Annotated in this window: 22 protein-coding genes; 5 read left to right on the plus strand and 17 right to left on the minus strand. The window is 34.6% G+C overall.

Translation table 11 applies throughout. The annotated features are described in order from the left end of the window. Nucleotides 1-124: 124 nt before the first annotated feature. Nucleotides 125-1831, minus strand: coding sequence for a helix-turn-helix domain-containing protein (locus tag EKL98_RS01335; protein ID WP_158614838.1), 1707 nt, complete (start codon nucleotides 1829-1831; stop codon nucleotides 125-127). Between the two features lie 513 nt (nucleotides 1832-2344). Between EKL98_RS01335 and EKL98_RS17980 the strand changes: the two genes are divergently transcribed. The 4 genes from EKL98_RS17980 to EKL98_RS01355 all read left to right on the plus strand — a co-directional run bounded on the left by EKL98_RS17980 (nucleotide 2345) and on the right by EKL98_RS01355 (nucleotide 6403). Further along, nucleotides 2345-2518: a bacteriocin gene (locus tag EKL98_RS17980; RefSeq protein ID WP_231507447.1), complete on the plus strand. Its 174-nt coding sequence runs from the start codon at nucleotides 2345-2347 to the stop codon at nucleotides 2516-2518. A gap of 24 nt (nucleotides 2519-2542) precedes the next feature. Continuing rightward, nucleotides 2543-2728 (plus strand): hypothetical protein, encoded by a 186-nt coding sequence (locus EKL98_RS17820; RefSeq protein WP_091259184.1) that lies wholly within the window; start codon nucleotides 2543-2545, stop codon nucleotides 2726-2728. A 279-nt stretch (nucleotides 2729-3007) separates the two neighbouring features. Beyond that, entirely contained in the window at nucleotides 3008-4150 is a 1143-nt protein-coding gene (locus EKL98_RS01350; protein WP_199736771.1) for an HlyD family secretion protein, read from the plus strand. Nucleotides 4151-4228: 78 nt separating this feature from the next. Further along, the gene (locus EKL98_RS01355) at nucleotides 4229-6403 is read left to right on the plus strand and encodes a peptidase domain-containing ABC transporter (protein ID WP_126561348.1); all 2175 of its coding nucleotides are present in this window, start codon (nucleotides 4229-4231) and stop codon (nucleotides 6401-6403) included. A gap of 88 nt (nucleotides 6404-6491) precedes the next feature. Here EKL98_RS01355 and atpG read toward each other — a convergent pair whose 3' ends face one another. The 15 genes from atpG to EKL98_RS01430 form a co-directional block, all read right to left on the minus strand. After that, nucleotides 6492-7352: an ATP synthase F1 subunit gamma gene (gene atpG, locus EKL98_RS01360; RefSeq protein ID WP_126457786.1), complete on the minus strand. Its 861-nt coding sequence runs from the start codon at nucleotides 7350-7352 to the stop codon at nucleotides 6492-6494. Nucleotides 7353-7450: 98 nt separating this feature from the next. After that, nucleotides 7451-9028 carry a F0F1 ATP synthase subunit alpha gene (gene atpA, locus EKL98_RS01365; RefSeq protein WP_126457785.1) on the minus strand — a complete coding sequence of 526 codons (1578 nt, stop codon included), beginning with the start codon at nucleotides 9026-9028 and terminating at the stop codon, nucleotides 7451-7453. 38 nt (nucleotides 9029-9066) lie between these two features. Beyond that, the gene (gene atpH, locus EKL98_RS01370) at nucleotides 9067-9600 is read right to left on the minus strand and encodes an ATP synthase F1 subunit delta (protein WP_126455011.1); all 534 of its coding nucleotides are present in this window, start codon (nucleotides 9598-9600) and stop codon (nucleotides 9067-9069) included. Between the two features lie 5 nt (nucleotides 9601-9605). Further along, nucleotides 9606-10106 (minus strand): F0F1 ATP synthase subunit B, encoded by a 501-nt coding sequence (locus tag EKL98_RS01375; RefSeq protein ID WP_126455009.1) that lies wholly within the window; start codon nucleotides 10104-10106, stop codon nucleotides 9606-9608. Between the two features lie 117 nt (nucleotides 10107-10223). Next, nucleotides 10224-10415 (minus strand): ATP synthase F0 subunit C, encoded by a 192-nt coding sequence (gene atpE, locus EKL98_RS01380; protein WP_073353856.1) that lies wholly within the window; start codon nucleotides 10413-10415, stop codon nucleotides 10224-10226. Nucleotides 10416-10522: 107 nt separating this feature from the next. Beyond that, nucleotides 10523-11659, minus strand: coding sequence for a F0F1 ATP synthase subunit A (gene atpB, locus EKL98_RS01385; protein ID WP_126457783.1), 1137 nt, complete (start codon nucleotides 11657-11659; stop codon nucleotides 10523-10525). Between the two features lie 120 nt (nucleotides 11660-11779). Then, nucleotides 11780-12172, minus strand: a complete 393-nt coding sequence (locus EKL98_RS01390) for a hypothetical protein (RefSeq protein WP_126561349.1) — start codon at nucleotides 12170-12172, stop codon at nucleotides 11780-11782. Between the two features lie 102 nt (nucleotides 12173-12274). Next, nucleotides 12275-12502, minus strand: a complete 228-nt coding sequence (locus EKL98_RS01395; RefSeq protein WP_126455003.1) for an AtpZ/AtpI family protein — start codon at nucleotides 12500-12502, stop codon at nucleotides 12275-12277. Next, nucleotides 12468-12878, minus strand: coding sequence for a bactofilin family protein (locus EKL98_RS01400; RefSeq protein ID WP_126457781.1), 411 nt, complete (start codon nucleotides 12876-12878; stop codon nucleotides 12468-12470). The genes EKL98_RS01395 and EKL98_RS01400 overlap by 35 nt, the downstream gene beginning before the upstream one ends. A gap of 2 nt (nucleotides 12879-12880) precedes the next feature. Further along, nucleotides 12881-15505 (minus strand): type IX secretion system periplasmic lipoprotein PorW/SprE, encoded by a 2625-nt coding sequence (gene porW, locus EKL98_RS01405; RefSeq protein ID WP_158616359.1) that lies wholly within the window; start codon nucleotides 15503-15505, stop codon nucleotides 12881-12883. A gap of 324 nt (nucleotides 15506-15829) precedes the next feature. Beyond that, entirely contained in the window at nucleotides 15830-16525 is a 696-nt protein-coding gene (locus EKL98_RS01410) for an ABC transporter ATP-binding protein (protein ID WP_126454999.1), read from the minus strand. Nucleotides 16526-16575: 50 nt separating this feature from the next. Continuing rightward, nucleotides 16576-18045 carry a DUF5687 family protein gene (locus EKL98_RS01415; RefSeq protein WP_126561350.1) on the minus strand — a complete coding sequence of 490 codons (1470 nt, stop codon included), beginning with the start codon at nucleotides 18043-18045 and terminating at the stop codon, nucleotides 16576-16578. Between the two features lie 47 nt (nucleotides 18046-18092). Continuing rightward, nucleotides 18093-18794 carry a hypothetical protein gene (locus EKL98_RS01420; protein ID WP_126561351.1) on the minus strand — a complete coding sequence of 234 codons (702 nt, stop codon included), beginning with the start codon at nucleotides 18792-18794 and terminating at the stop codon, nucleotides 18093-18095. 6 nt (nucleotides 18795-18800) lie between these two features. Further along, entirely contained in the window at nucleotides 18801-19472 is a 672-nt protein-coding gene (locus EKL98_RS01425; RefSeq protein ID WP_126561352.1) for a hypothetical protein, read from the minus strand. A 10-nt stretch (nucleotides 19473-19482) separates the two neighbouring features. Beyond that, nucleotides 19483-19824 carry a PadR family transcriptional regulator gene (locus EKL98_RS01430; protein ID WP_091259149.1) on the minus strand — a complete coding sequence of 114 codons (342 nt, stop codon included), beginning with the start codon at nucleotides 19822-19824 and terminating at the stop codon, nucleotides 19483-19485. A 151-nt stretch (nucleotides 19825-19975) separates the two neighbouring features. Here EKL98_RS01430 and EKL98_RS01435 point away from each other — a divergent pair, with 151 nt between their 5' ends. Beyond that, nucleotides 19976-21028, plus strand: coding sequence for a ferredoxin--NADP reductase (locus tag EKL98_RS01435; RefSeq protein ID WP_126454992.1), 1053 nt, complete (start codon nucleotides 19976-19978; stop codon nucleotides 21026-21028). Nucleotides 21029-21113: 85 nt separating this feature from the next. On the opposite strand, the gene EKL98_RS01440 is transcribed toward EKL98_RS01435, so the two are convergent. Beyond that, on the minus strand, nucleotides 21114-22121 hold the full coding sequence (locus tag EKL98_RS01440; RefSeq protein WP_126561353.1) for a glycosyltransferase family 9 protein: 1008 nt from the start codon (nucleotides 22119-22121) through the stop codon (nucleotides 21114-21116). Between the last annotated feature and the right edge of the window lie 19 nt (nucleotides 22122-22140).

The following is a 22140-nucleotide window of genomic DNA, read 5'->3' on the forward strand; positions in this document are numbered from 1 at the left end:
TTATTATACAAGTTGCAAAAGTAAAAGCTTGGCCTGATAATAGCTAAAAAAAATTAAAAGTTATTGGCGGAATTCCGTGAATTCCGATAGCGCTATATAAAATAATTAACTGAAAACGAAATAGTTATGAATATTTTTCATTTTCTAGTGCTTTTAGAAAAAAAGTAGGCTTAATCTTGTTTTTCTTATAAAAAGCCGCAGCAAAAGCTTCGGCAGAATTGAATCCAAACTCCTTCGCTAAAAAAGGCATGGTGTAATTTCGTAATTTCGTTTGGGCTTGCAATTGGTCAACCGCATGTGTAATTCTCAAATCGTTAATATAATGCACAAACGTTTTTCCTTTATGTTCATTAATAACATTAGACAAATATTTTGTATTTGTATTTAACTGCAAAGCTACTTTTTGAATGGTAATCGTATTCTCTAAATATCCCTTATTGCGTTCAAAGTAGACTAACTTCTCTAATAATTGCTCCACAACCTCTATTGCTATACCTCGTGATTCTTGTGATTTACTTTCTTGTTTAAAATCATCTTCCTTTTTTATAGCACCAGAAGGCTGAAAATCAACTGATGTAGGACGAATAATTGCTTCAAATCGTTTTTGATATTGTTTTTTTGAATAAAATTGGTAGCCTATTAAGCCTCCAATACCTACTATTAGAATCAAAATCCATATAAAATATCTAGATTCATTGTTTTGCAAGGATTGTACAAGGGATTCTTTTTCTGCAAGTAAACGAGGAGTGTCATATTCTTTGACTAAAACTTTATTTAAATGCTTATAGTTTCTTTGTAATATGCTATCAATACTCATAAACTTATTCAAGAATTTTAATTGATTTTCTTTGTCTCCAGTTTTTTTGTAATATTCAATTAAATAGGAATACCCACTTATAAACTCTGGTGTAATTCTTTTATTTAATAAATACATGGAATCTACTTTGATAAAATTTTGAATCGCTTTCTTTTCACTACTCATACCAGCGTACGACTTTCCTAAATAAAAATAAGACGCCAGTATATTACCAAAATTTTTATCTAATATTATTTGAGGCAATGCCTTATTTATACTATCTAAAGATGCTTTGTAATTTTTCTTTAACATTTCATTTGCACCTTCATTTAAAATAAAATATGGTATATAAAACTTATCGTTGGTTATAATCGATTCTTTGTACCCTAATTTGTTATAAAAACTAGCAGAGTCTAAATTCTTTAATGATTTGTGCGCATCGGCAATCACAAATAAAAGATTGTGATAATCGCTACTGTATTTTAAAGATGATATGTCTTTTTTTCTTATGTAACTTAAACATTCACGATATAGTAGCAATGCCTCCTCTACTTCACCTAATTCCTCTGACCTTAAAACACCAATTGACCGCTTGATATAAAAATTTAAATCTTCATTATTGTCTTTAGCATATTTTTCTGCTTTGAAATAATTAGCTAAAGCCTTGCTATACTTAAATTGCATTCTTAACTCATATGCCTTTCTAGAATAAGACAATGCTGGAAAATTATAATCATTTTGATTAGTTGAATAGGCAATAGATGAATCAAGGTATTGTATTGCTTTATTTCCTTTGTATAATGTTGATAAAAGATAAAAACCCCGTGAAAGACTTAAATTATTTTTTCTAGAATAAGATTTAGAAATGATTTCCGAAATAAATGTTTTCTTATTATTATCACTTTTCTGTAAAATAAACTCTTTTTTTAAATCTTCATACGAATCTTTTCCGATAAATTTATCAGCCGTTTGCGCCAATAAACAATAAGGAAACAGTATTAAAAGCACTATTTTAATAAAACGTTGGTTAGTCATTACAGTAGATTTTGCACAAAAATACAGCAACATCACTAAAATAATCTTAAAAATAATGATTTTTTTACATTATTTAAATAGCATATTTTCAGTGATTTATAAAATATAATTTGTGGAATTCCGTGAATTCAGTATCGGAATTCAGGAATTCCGATAACAACAGTTTGCTTAGAACCTCTTCTTACTCTAGTTTTGGCACAAAGAAAGTGAAAGCGTTTGGAGTAAGACGTTACTTTTAAATGTAGATTACTTTCCTAAATCAATTGGCCAATTACAAGGGAATAATTCAGCTGTACTGTAACCCTTTCAAAAAAAACAGAGCATGAGGTTTTATGTAAAGGTATTTGTTCCTCAAAAAACAAAGCATAAGGGAATAATTCAGCTGTACTGTAACCCTTTCAAAAAAAACAGAGCAAGGAGTTTGAAAGCTATGGTCTCTAAAAAAAACCAAGCACAAAAGTTCTCGAGAAACTTTTTATTGAAATGAAATGTGTAATTTTAAAAACTTAAAAAATGAATTTAGATAATTTGAATTTAGTGGAGCTTAATGCTCAAGAAGTTAAAGGAACAGAAGGTGGGTTTATACCTCTTCTAATATGGGGAATAGCAATATCTGCTGAAACTGTAGCTACTGCATTTTGGGTAGGAGTTGGTGTAGGTGCAGCAGTTGCTCAAGGACAAAAATAATGTTAAATATCAAAAAATTAAAATATGAATTTAGAAGCGTTGAATTTAAAGGAAATTAGTATCCAAGAGTCCAAAGAGACTGAAGGAGGTTATCTTGCTCCAGCAGTGATAGCCGTGGCTGCTGCAGGGGCTACAGTTGTTGGCGTTGTTGTTGTAGGTGCTTTAGTTGGATATGGCGTCTATAAATTTGTAGACTGGGCAACATCATAAAATTAACACAATGACTTATCATAAAATAATGCAATACTTAGCTCCTTATTGGTTTAAGATATTTATCATAGGTATTGCTTTAGGAGCGTTAATTGCTCATATTCAAAAGTTAAAAAATAACTTTTAAATCAAGATTTTTATTGTGAGACTGCCTATTTTATTAGGCAGTCTTTTTAGTATTGAAATAGTAATCAGTTAAAGGAAATTTGTTTGTTGGATTGCAGGTTCTCCATGTTTTTATTATCTATACAAACGTGTCTTATAAATTCACTAAAAAAAATGAACTTCAGTCAAGATCCCATAAACACTCTCGAAAACCTTATCGCAAAAAACAAAACCAAGAGTATTTCTATTTACTTGGTCTTGATTCTGGCTATACTTATTTTTCTGGCACTATTGCCTGTCATCAAAATAGACATTAGCAGTCAGAGTCGCGGTATCGTGCGAAGTACTACTGACAATGTTCCAGTAAGTAGCTTAGTGAATGGCAAAGTAACTTTTATAAAAATAAAGAATAACCAAGTAGTGCAACAAGGAGATACCCTGATTGCCATTACCCAAGAAAATTTAAATACCGAGAAAGCCAATAATCAAGTGACGGCGGCTACTATTCAGGATCAAATTCATGATTTAACTCAAGTTACACAAGGCAGGGCTACGGGTTTTAAAACACTTGCTATGCAGCAAGAGTGGCAGAGTTACAATAATAAAAGAGAGGAATTGCAAAGCAAAATTGCCCAATCAAAAATAGTATATGACCGAAACAAACAGTTGCATGATAAGGGCATAATTGCCAAAGCTGAATTTGAGAAATATAGTTTTGATTATACGTATGCTCAGCAAGCACTTTCTGGTTTAGAAAAAAACCAACGTAGCCTTTGGCAAAACAGCAAACGAGAGCTACAAATGCAACTTCAAAACCTAAACGGCACCCTAGAAAAAATAAAAGTAGAAGCGCAAAACTATTATATAACAGCACCATTATCTGGAACTATAGAAAATTTCTCAGGAATTCAAGCTGGTTCTTTCTTGAACGCCTCTCAACCTATAGCCTCTATTTCGGCAATAGATCAATTGATTGTAGAAAGCACCGTTTCACCAAACGATATAGGTTTAATTAGAAAAAATCAAAAGGTGAAATTTCAACTCGATGCTTTCAATTACAACCAATGGGGTTTGCTAGAAGGAAAAGTAATCGATATTGACCGTAATATTACCATTCAAGGGGAACAAGCTTTTTTTAAAGTACGATGCGCACTGAATACTACCGCAATGCAATTGCAATCCGGTTACAAAACCCAAATTACAAAAGGAATGACCCTAACCACACGATACATCATTACAAGAAGAAGCTTATTTGATTTATTGTTTGACAAAGTCGATGATTGGCTCAACCCAAAACAAATTGCATCCAAATCTTAAACTGGTAAAATTTTATAAAATAATTTATACTCTCTGAGAAAATTCTAAAGTCTTTTTTCTATCATCTATACTCTTATAATGGCTTCAATAAAAATAAAACAACATGATATTAAAGATTGTGGTGCTGCTTGTCTCGCTTCTATTGGCAATCATTACAAAGTTAATCTGCCTATAGCGCGCATTCGTCAATTTGCGAATACCGATAAAAGAGGTACCAATGTGCTGGGGATAATTGAAGCTGCCGAAAAAATGGGTTTTTCTGCCAAGGGAGTAAAAGGAGGCATAGATGCTATTGATAAAATTCCGCTCCCTGCTATTGCTCACATTATAGTAAAAGAACAATTGCATCATTATGTGGTGATTTATAAAGTTGAATCCTCCCCTAACCCCTCCAAAGGAGGGGGAACCATAACGGTAATGGATCCCGCTTTTGGCAAAATGGAAACCTATACGTATGAAGAATTTCAAAAAATCTGGACTGGTGTACTGATTCTTTTTGCACCGAATGATGATTTCAAGGAATATAACGAAAAAGTTACTCCATTAAAACGCTTTTGGGATTTGGTACAGCCACATAAAACCATTTTAATTCAGGCTTTGGCGGGTGCCATACTTTTTACCGTTTTAGGATTGGCCATGTCCATCTACATTCAAAAAATTACCGATTATGTTTTGGTTGAAGGCAACAGAAACTTACTCAATTTGCTGAGTGTTTCCATGATTTTTATCATCATATTGCAAGCCTACATCGGTTCTCAAAAGAGTGTTTTTGTTATGAAAACGGGGCAATTGATTGATGCCAAATTAATTTTAGGATACTATAAACATTTACTCCATCTTCCGCAACGTTTTTTTGACACGATGCAAGTTGGAGAAATCACATCCCGGATTGGCGATGCGGTAAAAATTAGATCTTTTATCAATGAAGTGGCGATTGATATGATTGTAAATATCTTCATTGTGATTTTTTCTTTCACGTTGATGTTTACCTACTATTGGAAATTGGCTTTGGTGATTCTTTTGGTAATTCCATTTTATGGAGCTATTTATTTTATTTTAAATAAATTCAATAAAAAAGTAGAACGTGTTATCATGGAGAATGCCGCCGAATTACAAACACAATTAGTTGAAAGTGTCACGCATATCAGAACCGTAAAAGAATTCGGAATCGAAGAATTTTCTAATTTAAAAACGGAAAATAAATTTGTAAAACTATTATTCACCACTTACAAATCAGGCTTAAACAGTGTTTTTGCAGGGACTTCTACCAACTTTCTGGCTTCGATATTTACTGTTATTCTAATGTGGATTGGTTCGGGTTATGTGATTGACAGAGCCATTACTCCAGGGGAATTATTTTCCTTTTACGCTTTGATTGGGTATTTTACTTCTCCCGTTGCTTCCTTGATTGGGATGAACAAAACGGCACAAAATGCACTCATAGCAGCTGATCGACTTTTTGAAATAATGGATTTAGAACGGGAAGAAACAGAAAACAAAGTCGAATTGCAAAGAGAAAAGATAGGAGATATAAAATTTGAAAATGTAACGTTCCGTTATGGCTCTCGAACCGAAGTTTTCAAAAATTTTAATGCTGTTTTCAAGAAAAATGAAACCACAGCTATAGTTGGCGAAAGCGGAAGTGGTAAAACGACACTGATTTCACTGTTGCAAAACTTATATCCCATAAAAGAAGGGAAAATTTATATTGGAGAATATGATTCTCAATTCATACATTATCAGAGTTTACGGAATTGCATTGGTGCCATTCCGCAACAGCTCAATCTGTTTTCGGGAAATATTATTGAAAACATTGCTTTAGGCGATTCATTTCCAAATATTCAACGCATTTTAGATTTGTCCAAACAATTGGGAATTACAGAGTTTGTGGAGAAATTGCCCAATGGTTTTGAAACTCAAATTGGTGAAAATGGCGCCATGCTCTCTGGAGGACAAAAACAACGTATTGCTATAGCAAGAGCCTTGTACAAAAACCCGGAAGTGTTATTAATGGATGAAGCCACTTCTTCATTAGATACTAACTCAGAACACATTGTAAAAGAAGTGATTGATAATTTTAAATCTCAGGGGAAAACAGTTATTGTCATAGCCCATCGATTGAGTACTATAGCTAATGCAGATACTATTTTGGTAATGGAAAATGGCACTATCGTGGAGTCCGGAAATCATGTCGCATTAATAGAACAAAAAGGAAAGTACTACGATTTATGGAATAAACAAGGATTGGTTTAAGAAAAAAAAGATTATTAAACAATTCCCTTAGAAACAAAAAAAAAGTCACGCATAGCGTGACTCTTTATATATTTTGAATAATAATCTATTATCCATTCAACGCTTCAGCACCACCAACGATCTCTAAGATCTCATTAGTAATAGAAGCCTGACGCGCTTTATTATATGTTAATTTCAATTGATTTCTCATTTCCGTTGCATTATCAGTTGCTTTATGCATCGCAGTCATACGCGCTCCGTGCTCTGAGGCAAATGAATCCCGAATTCCTTTATACAATTGTGTTTTTAATGATTTTGGAATCAAAGTCAACACGATTTCTTCTTTTGAAGGTTCAAAAATATAATCACCAGTTGAAACTGTAAGATCAGATTTTATAGGTGCCAATGGCAAAAATTGTTCGGTTTGAACGATTTGTGTTGCGGCATTTTTAAATTGGTTATAAATCAACTCAATTTTATCATATTCTCCTGAAACGAATTTCTCCGTTAATGTATCCGCAATTTTAGCTACAGCATCAAAAGTCAAGTCATCAAAAACAACGCTTTGATTATCAACCACTGAATGTGTTTTACTCAAAACATCATTTCCTTTTTTGCCAATAGCAAAAATATCCACTTGCTTCCCCGTATAAAATTCAGCGCGATTTTTAGCTTCTTTGATTGCATTCGTATTAAAAGCACCCGCTAAACCTCTGTTAGAAGTTATTACAACTAATAATACTTTCTTGATCTCTCGTTGTATGGTAAACTCTCCTCCTATCTCACCATCAAGCGTGGCAGAAAGATTTTGCAATAATTCCGTTAATTTTTCGGCATAAGGGCGCATTGCTGTGATTGCATCTTGTGCTTTCTTTAGCTTTGCTGCAGAAACCATTTTCATTGCCGATGTAATTTGCATCGTAGATGAAACGGAAGTAATTCTATTACGGATTTCCTTTAAATTTGCCATTTTATATTAGTCTAATGTCGTAAAGTCATAAAGTCTAAAGTCCTCAAAAGCAGATAAACTGACTTTAAGACTTTCGACTTTACAACTTTTGACTAGTTTTAGTTATATTTTGCTGATAATTCTTTTGCCACAGATTCAATTACATCTGTAATTTCGTCTGTTAATTTTCCTGCTTTTAAAGCGTCAAGAGTTGCTCTGTGTTTGTTGTTCAAGAATTCCAAGAAATCTTTCTCAAATTCTCTTACTTTGTTCACAGGAACATTTCTCAATAAGTTTTTAGAACCAGCATAGATAATCGCAACTTGATCTTCAACAGTATATGGATCGTTCAAACCTTGTTTCAAGATTTCAACGTTTCTTCTTCCTTTTTCAATTACGTTTAAAGTAACGGCATCAAGATCAGAACCAAATTTAGCAAACGCTTCTAATTCACGGAATTGTGCTTGATCCAATTTCAAAGTACCTGCTACTTTTTTCATTGATTTAATTTGGGCATTTCCTCCAACACGAGATACCGAAATACCTACGTTAATTGCCGGACGAACCCCAGAGTTAAACAAATCTCCATCAAGGAAAATTTGACCATCTGTAATAGAAATTACGTTTGTTGGGATGTATGCAGAAACGTCACCAGCTTGAGTTTCAATAATTGGCAGCGCCGTCAATGAACCACCACCTTTTACAATTGATTTCAATGAATCTGGTAAATCGTTCATGTCTTTAGCAATTCCATCATCTGCAATTACTTTACAAGCACGTTCTAATAATCTACTGTGAAGGTAGAAAACGTCTCCAGGATATGCTTCGCGTCCCGGTGGTCTTCTCAATAACAGAGAAACCTCACGGTATGCAACCGCTTGTTTAGATAAATCATCATAAACAATTAAAGCCGGACGACCTGAATCTCTAAAATATTCTCCAATTGCAGCACCTGCGAAAGGAGCATACACTTGCATTGGAGCTGGATCAGAAGCATTTGCAGCAACAATAATGGTATATGCCATTGCGCCTTTTTCTTCTAACATTTTAGCAATTCCTGCTACAGTCGAAGCTTTTTGTCCAATAGCAACATAGATACAAAATACTGGTTTCCCAGCATCGTAAAATTCTTTTTGATTTAAGATAGTATCGATACAAACAGTTGATTTACCTGTTTGACGGTCACCAATAACTAGCTCACGTTGTCCACGACCTACTGGAATCATAGCATCTACTGCTTTTATTCCTGTTTGTAATGGCTCAGTAACGGGTTGACGGAAGATAACTCCAGGAGCTTTTCTTTCCAAAGGCATCTCGTATAAGTCTCCACCGATTGGTCCTTTTCCATCAATAGGAAAACCAAGTGTGTTTACTACACGACCTACCATTTGTTCTCCTACTTTAAGAGAAGCAATACGTTGTGTTCTTTTAGCAGTTGAACCTTCTTTGATTCCTGTAGATGGTCCTAAAAGTACCACACCTACATTATCTTCTTCAAGATTCAAAACAATAGCTTCTAATCCATTGTCAAATTCAACTAACTCTCCATATTGAACATTCGAAAGCCCGTAAACACGAGCAATACCATCTCCAACTTGAAGTACTGTTCCTACTTCTTCTAGTGTAGCACCAGATTCAAAACCTTCTACTTGCTTTCTTAATATTGCTGAAATTTCAGCAGGTTTGATTTCCGCCATCTTAATTTATAATTTAGACACTTAAATGTGCAATAAAACTAATTACTTAACTCTCTTTTTAATACTTGTAATCTGTTGGCTACTGAAGCATTGTATTGCTTGTCGCCTATTCTAAGAATAAATCCTCCAATGATTGAAGCATCTACTATATTTTCTATTGTGATTTTTTTATCCGAAAGTGTTGCAATTTTAGCCAAAACTTTAGCTTCTAATGCTGCATCCATAAGAATCGCTGTAGTAACCTGCGCTACTTCAATACCATTCATAATATCCGATAATTTACTGTACTCTATGGCAATTGCTTCTAGAATTTCGAATCTTTTGTTTTCAAATAATAAATGAAACAACCCTTGAGTTACGCCATTTATACCGGCAAAAACTTCTAACAGTGCTTTTTCTTTTACCTCCACTTTCATGGTCGGGTTTTGAATAAAAGTACTCAATTCTAAATTACCCTTAATTGTCGAAGCAATCAATTTCATGTCGTTATTTACAACTTCGGCAACACCTTTTGAGTTTGCTAAGTCTAGAATTGCTTTTGCATAGCGAATTGCTGCTCTTGTACTTGCCATAATTGTTAGTTTAACTTTACATCACCTAACATTTTCTCAACTAATTTAGTTTGAGCTTCTTTGTTAGATAATTCGTCTTTCAATATTTTTTCTGCGATATTCAATGACAATGTTGAAACTTGTAATTTCAATTCGGCCATGGCTGCATTTTTTTCACTTTCAATTGCTGCTTTCGCTTGCTCGATCATTTTTAATCCTTGAGCCTGTGCTTCATTTTTTGCATCAGCAACCATTTTCTCTTTTATTTCACGAGCGTCTTTAAGCATGTTGTCACGCTCTAATCTTGCTTCTTGTAAAATACGTTGGTTGTCAGCTTGAAGATTTTGCATTTCTTTTCTAGCGTTTTCAGCAGATAGTAAGGCATTTTTAATTCCTTCTTCTCTATCATTAACTGCATCCAGAATTGGTTTCCAAGCGAATTTTTTTAACAAGAATATCAATCCTACAAATATTACTATTTGCCAAATAAACAAACCAAACGAAAAATCATTTATTAACTTATCCATTATATCTAATTATAAATTTTAAAGTATGAATTGCTTTTAATCGCAATTTGTAATGTTTTAATTTTAAAAACAATAGTTACAACCAACCGTTGTAACTATTGTTTTTTTTAGTTTTAATTAAGATGCGAATAACGCAGCAAAACCAATACCTTCAATAAGTGCAGCTGCGATAAGCATAGCTGTTTGGATTTTTCCAGAAGCTTCTGGTTGACGAGCAATAGCGTCCATTGCTGAACCACCAATTCTACCAATACCTAAACCTGCTCCGATAACAATCAATCCTGCTCCTACAATAGTTGGAATTTCCATAATATATAAATTAAAAATTAAACATTCTTTATTAATAGTCTAAAGTTGTAAGGTCGAATGTCATAAAGTCAAGGTGACTTTTAAACTTTCAACGTTTGACTTTCGACTTAATGGTGAGCCTCTTCGTGATGATGCTCTTCGTTTCCTGCTCCAAAATAAAGTGCGGATAACATAGTGAAAATATACGCTTGTAAAAAAGCTACTAATATTTCAAGAATCATAAGCACAAATGCCAATCCAAATGACAAACTGCTTCCAATCCAACTTTTAAAAATAAACATTAAACCAATGATACTCATCAAAACTACGTGTCCTGCTAAAATATTAGCGTACAAACGGATCATTAATGAAAATGGTTTGATGATGGTTCCCAATAATTCAATTGGCGCCAAAATAAATTTCATTGGAGTTGGCACCCCTGGCATCCAGAAAATGTGTGCCCAGTAATTTTTATTGGCTGAGAAAGTGGTAATTACATACGTCAAAATAGCCAGCGATGCTGTTATAGCAATATTTCCCGTTATATTGAATCCCAGTGGCGTTAACCCTAAAATGTTTAGAAATAAAATAAAGAAAAATATCGTTAACAAGTAACTCATGTATTTCTTATAATTTTTTTCTCCAATATTTGGTATGGCAATTTCGTCTCTGACATACAAAACAATCGGTTCAAATATGCGTCCGGCTCCTGAAGCGATTCCTCCGTTTTTAGTATATGATTTTGCTAAACCTTTAAACAAGATAAACATTAAAATGGCGACAAACAAAATACCAACCACACTTTTAGTGATGGATAAATCAAGTGGCGTTACATTAGTAGGATGACCATGTTCGCCTTCTGTTAAAGTTCCGTCCGCCTCTGTTTTGTATATTTTTTCGTGGTGCAATACGTAGAAGTTTCCATTGTGTTCTGCTGTTTCTTCACCATAATGAAATTTTGAAGAAGAAAATACTTGCAAACCATTGTCCCAAAGGATAACAGGCAATGAGAAACCATTATGTGATCCTGATTCTTTATCCGCATTAAAGGTAAAAGAATGTGAATCTAAAAGGTGATGATTGATAAATTCTTTAATTTCAGATTTTACATCTGTTGGTTCAGCATGAGCTCCTTCAGCTGCCTCATGAGCAACTTCTGTTTTTACTTTCACAGAATCCTGTTCCGGATTTGCAAAACTAATTAAAGGAAGACACGCTACTAAAGTCGCTACTATGAATCTAAGTGGTTTGTTTGAAATCACCATAACAGTTAATTATCTTAATTTATTACGTTTCTGAAATTTGGTGCAAATGTACATCTTTTATTAATATGCAAAAGAATATAAAAAATTATTTTTGATGGATTTGTTCCTTAAAAAATATATTTATTGCTTTTCGTTTAAGATACGTATTGTTAATATGGTTTCGATTGCTAAAAAGAGAATAAACATTATAAAAAAATTAATTTTCTCTATTGATTTAATTTCAATTGTAACCCGCAATATAGGCTTTAAAATCAAATAACAAACTATCATTTTGATACTGGTGCTCAAAAGAAATGACATGCCTACATTATCAAAACTTCGTTCTTTCACTTTCAGCAAAACCACAAATACCATAATTGACAACGCCAAGAACAGCAGGTATAGGGTTTCTATCGAATAGTAAAAAGTGGAGTCATTTATGTGCAAAACATAAAAAATAACTCTATGAATACCGTAAGCCAATCCCGCAAGCACCAATAAAGGCAGCAGTGGTTTGTATTTTTTTAAATTCATTGTATTTGTTTTTTGCCGCAAAGGCACTCAGGCGCAACGTTATTTTAATTTGTAAAATCGGAACGTGTTACGATTGGTTTTTACGCTTTTTATTTTGAAAAATTACTGCGTTTTATTGATTTCGTTTACCTGACGGATTACATTGTACAATGCCAAAACCACGCCAACCATCACTACAATTTTACTGTAATATACTCTTGGATGGGGATAATTCTCGTCTAACCAGTCCCCAAGATAGGAAAACAAAAATATGATAACTCCCATTTGAATTGGAATATTAATGAACTGCAGCCATTTATTCGCTCTTTTCGGGGGTGGTTTGTTGTCCATCGTTTTGCATTACATTTTTAATATTTGTTTTCATGGCACAAGATGCACTAAAATCAGCGCCTGGCTCTACTGCTAATTTCCCTACAATAACTTCTCCATGAATACTGGCCTTTGATTTTACATTCAATACTTCGGTTACCTGAATTTTACCTTCAAATTTTCCTTCGATGTCCGCATTTTTGCATACAATATCTCCAGTGACACTTCCTGCGGGTCCAATCACTATTTTTCCTTCTGACTGAAAATTACCAATTAAATTTCCGTCTAATCTAAAATCAGCCTGCGAAATAATATCGCCTTTTATCGTAGTTCCTTCAACAATCCGATTCGTTTTTCCTAAAAGATCGGTATAGGATTTTGCTTTTTTATCAAACATAATTATTGCTTTTTTGGTACCAAATACGTTTCGAGATTTTTCTTGATTTGGATTACTTTGTAGTTTTCACCTGAAACCACTATTGCGGCATCCGTGATTTTATATTTTATGTTCTCTGCTAAAACCAATGTTATGTCAGTTGCATAAACCCGTGATTTTATACCGTGAATGGTAATGAAATTTTCTTTCTCCGTATAAATATCATAGGAATAATATAGTTTCTGAAGATTTTCACTGGCTATGAACATTTTAATTTTTTCTTCCACTGCTTTTGTATTTTTATCGTCACGAGAACCTACTTGATATAGAATTTTCCAATTATTTGAATCCGTTGTATTCAACTCCATTTTCTCTAAAAACGGGATTTGGTCATTCAAAATAACCTGTGCTCCTTTGCCTTCTTCGCTATTTGGATAATTATCAGCCACCTCTTGTAATGCGTTTTTGTAGGCCGTCACACCTTTTAGTTTTCCAATGGCACTTGCTTTGAGCAATTCGAATTTAGATACAATATCCTCGCCTGAAAATTGAGTAATCAAGCTGTCTGAATGCTCTATAACGGCAATAAATTGCTCTTCTTGGAATGCTTTATACCACTTAGCATAGACGCTTTCCGGGGTTTCAGTTTGAGAAATTGCATCCGGATTGGTGTTGTTAATTATTTGTGCATAACGCGAATCCGGAAACCGAATTGTTATCTCCTTTTTCATCGCAGTTGCCATGTTTACATCGGTGATTTGATATAATTTATACAAATTATACATCGCTGGAAGCACCAGTTTTTCCTCTGGATTATTGTTTAATAATTGTTCCAATTTTGCAATAGCCAAACTATTTTCTTTGAATTTTTCCTTATAAATAATACCCAATTGATAGTAAGCAAAATTACGTTCTTTGGCTATGTTGTCTAACTCGATTTGTGCCGTAGGAAGCTGTTTCAGGTAAAAATCTGGTGTATGTTCTTCTATAATTTTATTTGATTCCGTTTTCTTTTCAACGGATTGACTGTCCTCAACCGAAGCAGCAGCCAAAGTTGGGTTAGCATTTCCTGATGAAAGTCTCCAATTCCCATTTAAAGTCCTTTCTCCCCAATTTTTCTTGAAGTCTACTTTTCCAAAAGCAACTGTTGTAGGATTATAAAAATAGAAACTACCCGCTGATTGGGTCGTCGCGCTGGGAATGGTTGGTGGCATCATGGGTGATTTCCGAATGGGTTTTGCGGACTCTTGATCTGAAGCCGAACCTGCCGATCCAATCGAATTATTCCGCTCTATGTTTTCCTGTTTTGCTTTATTTTGCTCCGCTAAAAGTCTTTTGGCCTCCTCTTTTTCTTTTAGTTGAACGATATACTTTTCAAAATAAGTTTGACGATCCGCAGGGTTCATCGCCACCACATTCAGGATGCTGTCATTTCGCTTTGCTAGCGCTTCATACAAAATCACCTCATCGAGATTGCTTCTTATTTTTTGTATTTTATTAAACTCCCTTGATTTTGTATTCAATTTAACCAAGGTACTATCATAATATTTTGCCGCCACAGGATAATCCGCATTTCTAAAATACAGGTTTCCTAAATTTCTATAATTTGACGCTACTAAATAGGTGTCTTTTGAACTGGTCTTTAACGAGGCGTTATAAAAATCTAAGGCTTGTTCCTGTCTGTTTTGTTTATCATAAAACACTGCCATTTGATGAAAAATCAGATCTTTATAAGGCCTGTTCTCTCTGTCTTCTATTAATTCATCGTAGGTTTCAACAAAAGAATTAAAATCTCCCTTTTCATAATCAAACAATTCGGCTTTTTTGGCATGCGCCTGAATGACAAATCTTCTTTCGGATTTTCGGTTCATGTCAATCACGGATTGATAGGATGCAACCGCGCTGTCTTTGTATCCTAATCCCTGATACAGTTGTCCCAAAACAAAACGGTATCGTGCTTTTTCCTGATTTATTTTAGTGAATTCAATCGCGTTTTTGATCTTAGCAACGGCGCTGTCTTTTTCTTCTAAATTAAAAAAAGAAGCGGCCAAAAGGGCATTTGCATCCGCAAAAACTTGATTTTTCAGGTCGTGATCTTCTACTAATTTACTGATGTTTTTTATGACCAAAGCATCATTTCCCAGACGCATGTTTGTTTTTTCCCGCCAAATTTTGGCTTCATAAATCTTGCTGCTGTTTGGATATTTGTAGAGAATGTAATTGAAAGCATCGAGTGCCGGAACAAATCGCTGGTCGTAATACCTGGCTTTTCCAAGCATCAGATACGCTTCGTCTATTTGACTGTTTTTTTCTCTGCCACCAATGTTCATCGAATGTTTTTGAATGGCTTTGGTCGCTTTGGCTTCTGCCAATTCAAAATCGGTATTTTTAGGTTTTGTTGTGGAAGTAAAATCTTCTACAATTTGCATTTTTTCTACCGGCAGAAGTTGCCAAAAATCATCATCGCTATTGGCATTTACCGCCAGAACTCCTTTATCCAATCCTACTTGACCGTTATATAAAATATTATACTTGGTACTTAACGCGTGTGAATTTCTTGCCATAAAAGTATCTCTCTTGGTAGAACAGGCTGCCAAAAAAGAAAAAAAGAAAAAGAAAAATAACTGCTTGAATCTATTGATTTTCAATGGAAAACGTTTTTTATCAATTAACTAGTAAATACCCGTTTTAGTATATTTAGTGGTAAAAATACATTTCTTTTTGCTATCGTGAAAATTATGGTGTTATATTTCGGTTTTCCTATCGTGCGTAAGGGATGGAAGCGGCATCCCTCGCTTTTTAGCGTGGATACAGCGTACAGCCCGACCCGAAGTTGCGAGGAGGAACGACGAAGCAATCACGGAGGGTTACGCCCAAAAAAAACCGCTAATTCGCAAACTGAACATTTAAATTAATAAATGCAATTAGCAAATTAGCGGTAAAAGTTTAGTCTACGACTGTTGCGTTGAATTTTAAACGGCAAAAAATAGTTCTAATTCCTTTAAGGTTTCCTCCGAAGTTTGAATGTCTTTGACCACTTCGCCTTTGTGCAGCGCAACAATCCTGTTGCTGACCTCAACGGTGTGCAGTAAATCGTGGCTAGAAACCAGAACGGTTACTTCCGGATTATCCGCTAAATCCTTGATGATTTTTTTTAATCGAAATTGGGTCGTGGGATCTAAATTGGCAAACGGCTCATCCAGAATAATGACTTCCGGATTCCCGATTAAAGTGGCGATGATGCCTACTTTTTTCTGGTTCCCCTTGGATAAATCGCGTAAATATTTCTTGTTATTGAGGATTTCTCCGTTGAAAAACTCTTCGTGTGTTGCCAGTAAAGCATCCACATCGGCTTTGTTTTGTCCGCGTAAATCGCCAATGAAATAAAAATATTCTTCGGGCGTCAAGTACCCAATGAGAAAGCTTTCGTCCAAGAAAGAAGCGGTGAACGGTTTCCAGTTTTCGCTGGTGTTTACCTGAATGTCATTGTTGATAATATTTCCCGTTGATGGCTGAATTAAATCTAATAAAAGACTGAAAAAAGTGGTTTTTCCGGCTCCGTTATTCCCTACTAATCCAAAGCTTTCGCCTTTTTTTATTTCTAAAGTATCTATTTTTAATACGGTTGTTCCGTTGTATGTTTTCGAAAGGTTATTTACTTGTATCATTTTTTGAAGTTTAGTCGGTTAACTGGTTGTTTGGATAATGTGATTGCTATTTATCCTTTTTGTTTGTAAGCCGCAATGGTTGCGTATTTCTCTGATTTATAGATTTTTTCAATCAAGGTGAAAACTTTGTCTTTGAATGCAAAACCTATCACTCCTGCCGAAGCCACTATGGCTAATCCCACATTAGCACCAGCTAGAGTAGAACCGGCCCAATACAGTAAAACGGGCAATCCTAATTGCGGCAGTGAAATTAGCATCGTTTTTACATTGAATGCTTTTTTATCTCCAAAAGCGCCTTTCCCGGAACTCAAATCGATTGGTGTTTTAGTGTACGCGCCACCCAATAAAACTAAATGAGAATTGACTCCAATGTTATAAATGGCACCCACAACAATGGTTAAATATACCTGCCATCCAAAGTAAAGATAAAACGAAGCAATGGTTGTAGTCACAATTGTAGCAATTACCATCAGCCACCACTTCGAACTCAAATAGCCTTTGTACGGAATGTTTTGCGTCATCATTAATTGGTAATACGCGCTGTCCCAACTCGGTACAAATTGTCCGAAAGTGATTAAGAATCCACCCGAAACGAATATCCCTGCAAAAATATGCATTATAGGATTATTATACGCTTCAATCCCATTAGTAAAGAAAAGAAAGCCATAAAAAAGGAACATGACGCTCAATCCCACAGTGGTTTTAGAACGTTTGTTTCTTTTGATTAATTTTATGTCGTTTTTCAAGAAGGTTCCTATGGTTCCAAATTGGTTTAACCAAGTCAGCTCTTCTGTTTTGGCTTCATCATGTTTGTTTGACAACCCCGCATCGAGGTATAAATTCTTTTTGAAATACTGAAAAGTAATATAATATAGCACGATTAAAACCAAAACCGGAATGGCAAAAGCCCAATACGTATTGAAAATAGCATTAAAAAATGGCGCTGTAAACTCCGTAATATTAAAGAGTCCGTAATAGTGTAATCCTCCTAAAATAGCAGCTAGTGCTAAGAAAATGGCAAATAAATTGTCTTTATTACTCAGTAGAATATTTAGAAAATTGTTGGTAAATAGCAAAGAAAAGATTGCAGTGTACCAAAGCATTACGGAAACTACATCATAGCCTTCGATAATTAAAACAACACAAAACGGAATCAGGAAAAAACAGTGCACCAAATTGAAGAAGGACAAAACCGTCTTCCCTAGTGAGAAATGAACAATCGTGGATTTTTTTATGGGGAAAATTAACATGGGGCGAATGTTCATTACCGGAATTTTTTGCAACAGCAATCGGATGATTAAATCCATCAACACATAATAAATCAGGAATTGATTTACGGTAACAATTGGATCCAGATTCATTTTCTTCAGAATATAAAAAGCCCCGACTCCTAATGCCAAGAAAATTAAAATGAAATAAATGGCAACAAAACCCATCAGGATTTTCAAAGCCAAATTAGTTGCGAAGGAAGCTGACCTAAAAAATGCTTTCCATTCGAGATAAAGAAATTTTTGAATCATAGTTTGGTTCTTTTGGTTTTATAGTAGGTAGTCAAAATGAGAAAACGTTACAAATTTTCTAATTTATATTCCGGATAGGTTTGTTTTAAATAGGCCTCAGCTTTGGAAGGGATTATTTTTAATACAATGAAAATCGCCAAAGACATTGAGACTATAAACAGGCTCATGCAAAATAGTACCAAGTCACTTGGATTTGAAATTCGATCAATTCTAATGATATTAAAAAAATGAATGGGCAAAATCATTAACCACGGAAAAGTTCCATAATTAGATAGTATCTTTTCAAAAAGCCAAATTTTTCCCGTTTCCTGCTTGCGCTTCTTCATTTTTCTGTTTTCAAAAAACAAAAAAGGCAGCATACTACTAATTAAAAAAAGCATCGTTGCGGTAAAAATCTCTTTTGTATAATATTCTTTAAGAAAATAAAACACTGCTAAAATCAAAAACCCAGTTAATATAATTTTAGGTATGGTAAAAAAACCTTTGAAATGACTCCATACGATACGGTTGTATTTTTTTCCTAAAACTACTTGCCGACTTTCTACCACATCCATAAAACCAAAAACGCCAAACTTCCTGAACTCTTTATGTAGAACTTCGTCAAAAGTTGGTCTAGGATTTTGTTCCCATTCAGTTTCAATAGCGTTTGCTAAATGATCGACCAATTCCGTTTGTAGATCGTAATATTCCACATAATGCTGACGGGTAAAAAGGTAAAGTTGGTCTATTTGTTGGTGGGTTAGTTTCATGTGAAATTAATTCAGTTGGTATTGTTTTTTGACATTTTCCTTTGTTTCTTTTTGAAGGTGAATTGCTGTAATTGAAATCAAAATTCCTAATACCCAAATACAACAAAAGAGTAATACCAACCATTGGTATTGGACTAATTCTTGTTTCAGTAGATTACTCATACTCATTCCCAAATTAGGAAAAGAAAATACCAAAAGATTAGGGTTTAAGGTTTCTAAAGTTAAAAAGTGCTTACCATCAATTTCTTTGCTTTTCCACCAGTAATATAACGATGGCAAACCAATGAGTAATAAAGAACAAAATAATACCGCTAAATATTTCTGAGGACTAACAAAATAAGCTGAAAAAGTATAAGCGAGATATACTAAAAGAATACTTCCAAAAATTTTAGGAAACTTCAAATATTCAGTTATCATTTTCCATTGTACTTTTCTGTACAATTTTTGTAAAATACGTTTTCTTTCCTCTTGAATCGCTTTAAAACTAGAATCCTCTGTAAACTTATTTTCAGCATATTGTTTCACTTGATGAAAAGTAAGTTCGGGATCTTTCTCCCAAATTTCCTCTATACTGCTTACCATGTGATCTGTAAATTCTACTTGCAATTCATACCATTTGATGTCAAAGGACTTTACATAATTAGCTATATATTCTATTTGTTGGGTGGTTAGTTTCATCTTCAAAAAATTAAAATTCTAATTTTGGACTTGGGTTCACTAAACTCTGCATATTCCGAATGAAATCTTCGAGTTCTGAGAGTCGGTTTACGGTTTCTTTCTGACCACTCTCCGTGAGTTTGTAGTATTTACGCATGCGGTTATCCACTTTTTCGATCTCTACATCCAGCAAACCTTCGGCTTCCAGTTTGTGCAAGGCCGGATACAAAGCACCTTCGGTGATGTTGAGTTCGCCTTGGGTAATTAACTTTACTTTCTGAGTGATTTCATATCCGTACATCTTGCCGTTTTCTTCGAGCAATTTCATGATAATCGTATTCAGACTTCCTTTGTATAATTGTGAGTTTTTCATTTTTTTGTCATTGAGCGTTTTGGAATCATCTCGATTGTACCTAACAAATATACATAAGAAACTTATACATAACTTAGTGATGTATGTTAAATTTCAAATATTTTGAATTCAAAAAACCTATTCTGTTTACTATATTTGCAAAAAAAACATCATGTCGTCATTCTATAAATTAAACATTAAAGAAGTTAAACGAGAAACCACAGACTCGGTTTCGGTCTTATTTAACGTCCCATTAGAATTTAAAGCTTTTTATACCTATCTGGCTGGTCAATACACAACCTTAAAATTGAAACTTGACGGTGAAGAGATCCGTCGTGCGTATTCCATTTGTTCTTCTCCGGAAAGCGGCGAATTGCGAATTGCGGTAAAAGCCGTAAAAGGTGGTGCATTTTCTCAATTGGCTAATACAAAACTAAAAGCGGGAGATACCCTGGAAGTAGGAACTCCAGAAGGAAAATTTACCTTTGTTGCTGATGCGGATCGCGCCAGAAATTATGCAGCTTTTGTAGCCGGAAGCGGAATTACTCCGGTTTTATCCATCATTCAAAGTGTTCTCAGCAGCGAACCTAAAAGCAGTTTTATCTTGGTTTACGGAAATAAAACTCCAGAAGAAACCATGTTTCACCAACTATTACATGATTTACAACAAAAATATGTAGCTCGTTTCTTTGTTCACTATGTATACAGTCAGTCCAAAATTGAAGGTGAATTATTCGGCAGAATTGAAAAATCAACCGTCAACTTCATTTTGAAAAATAAACACAAAGAATTAGAATTCGAAAAATTCTATTTGTGTGGTCCGGAAACAATGATCAATACGGTTTCGGATGTTTTAAAAGAAAATAATGTCAAGGAATCGGCTATAAAATTTGAACTTTTCACTCCGTCTGCCGAAGAAAATCAAATAAAAAAATCATTGGGTGGACATACCAAAATCACGATTATGGTGGATGATGAGGAAACGACTTTTGAAATGTCACAAAAACAAACCGTTCTTGATGCCGCTTTAAAACAAGGCCTTGATGCTCCGTACTCCTGCCAAGGCGGAATTTGCAGCAGCTGTCTGGCTCGCATTACCTCCGGAACTGCCGAAATGACGAAAAATTCTATCCTTACCGATAAAGAAATCGCAGATGGACTTATTCTTACCTGTCAAGCGCATCCTACCTCTGAAACTATCTATGTAGATTATGATGATGTTTAGGAAAACTGTTCCCTTTACGGTAGCTTTGTTTAAAACATCTTGAGAGGCATAATTGAGATGTAATTTTTCTAAATACCTTAATGGTTCAAAAAAACATTTTTATTTTTAAAACTATTGTCCCCGGCAAAATCGTACGCATCGCATCTTCATAACCAGCTACTTTTTTATTCCCGTAAACCGAAGTCGGTAATTTTGGAAACATATTTCGATCGGAAACCAAAGAATTTTCCAATGGCTGATTAAACGGTGAAAATCCTGCATACGGATGCGTCGCGCCCCAAAGTGTAATCACTTTTACGCCTAGCATTGCTGCAATATGTGCATTCCCAGAATCCATGGAAAGCATTACATCAAGATTGCTAATGAGTTGTAATTCCTGTCGCAATTTGAGTTGCCCCGCAACAACAATCATGTTTTCTTTATTAGCAGCAAGCGAATCTAAGATTTCGATTTCCTTTTTTCCACCGCCAAAAAGCAAAATGGTATTGGTTGTGTCCAGAGCTAATTTGTCAATTACTTCCTGCATTAAATCCAACGGATACACTTTAGAATCGTATTGTGCAAAAGGAGCAATTCCAATCCATTTCTGGTTTTTTTCTCCAATTATCGCAAGAATATCTGGGCTCAAAATTGCTTTTTGAGGAAATTCAGGTTGTGATAAATTAATTGTAAAACCGAGTTGTTCAAATACTTTAACGTGTCTTTCGAACATCGTAGGGAGTTGCTGGAACACTTTGTTTTCTGGCTGGGTCAGCGCTTTTTTCTCGGCTCTTCCTTTATCCGCAGAAGCTACTTTTTTTCCGCTTAAAGCAAAAAGGTTTCGGATGATTTTAGAGCGCAAGACATTGTGTAAATCGGCAAAAGCATCAATGTTTAAACCTTTTAAATCTTGGAACAAACGCAACAATCCTGCAACCCCTTTGTGTCGTACTTTTTCATCGAAAGCAAAAAAAGAAAGATTCGGAATTCCTTCAAAAAAAGGTTCGAAAAACGGTCTGGAAATCACTGTGATTTTAACATTCGGATGCTGGTTTACAAAAGCGCGTAAAACAGGAACCGTCATGGCGACATCTCCCATTGCGGAAAGTCTCATGACGGCTATATGTTGGATT

The organism is Flavobacterium bomense (genome assembly GCF_003970355.1).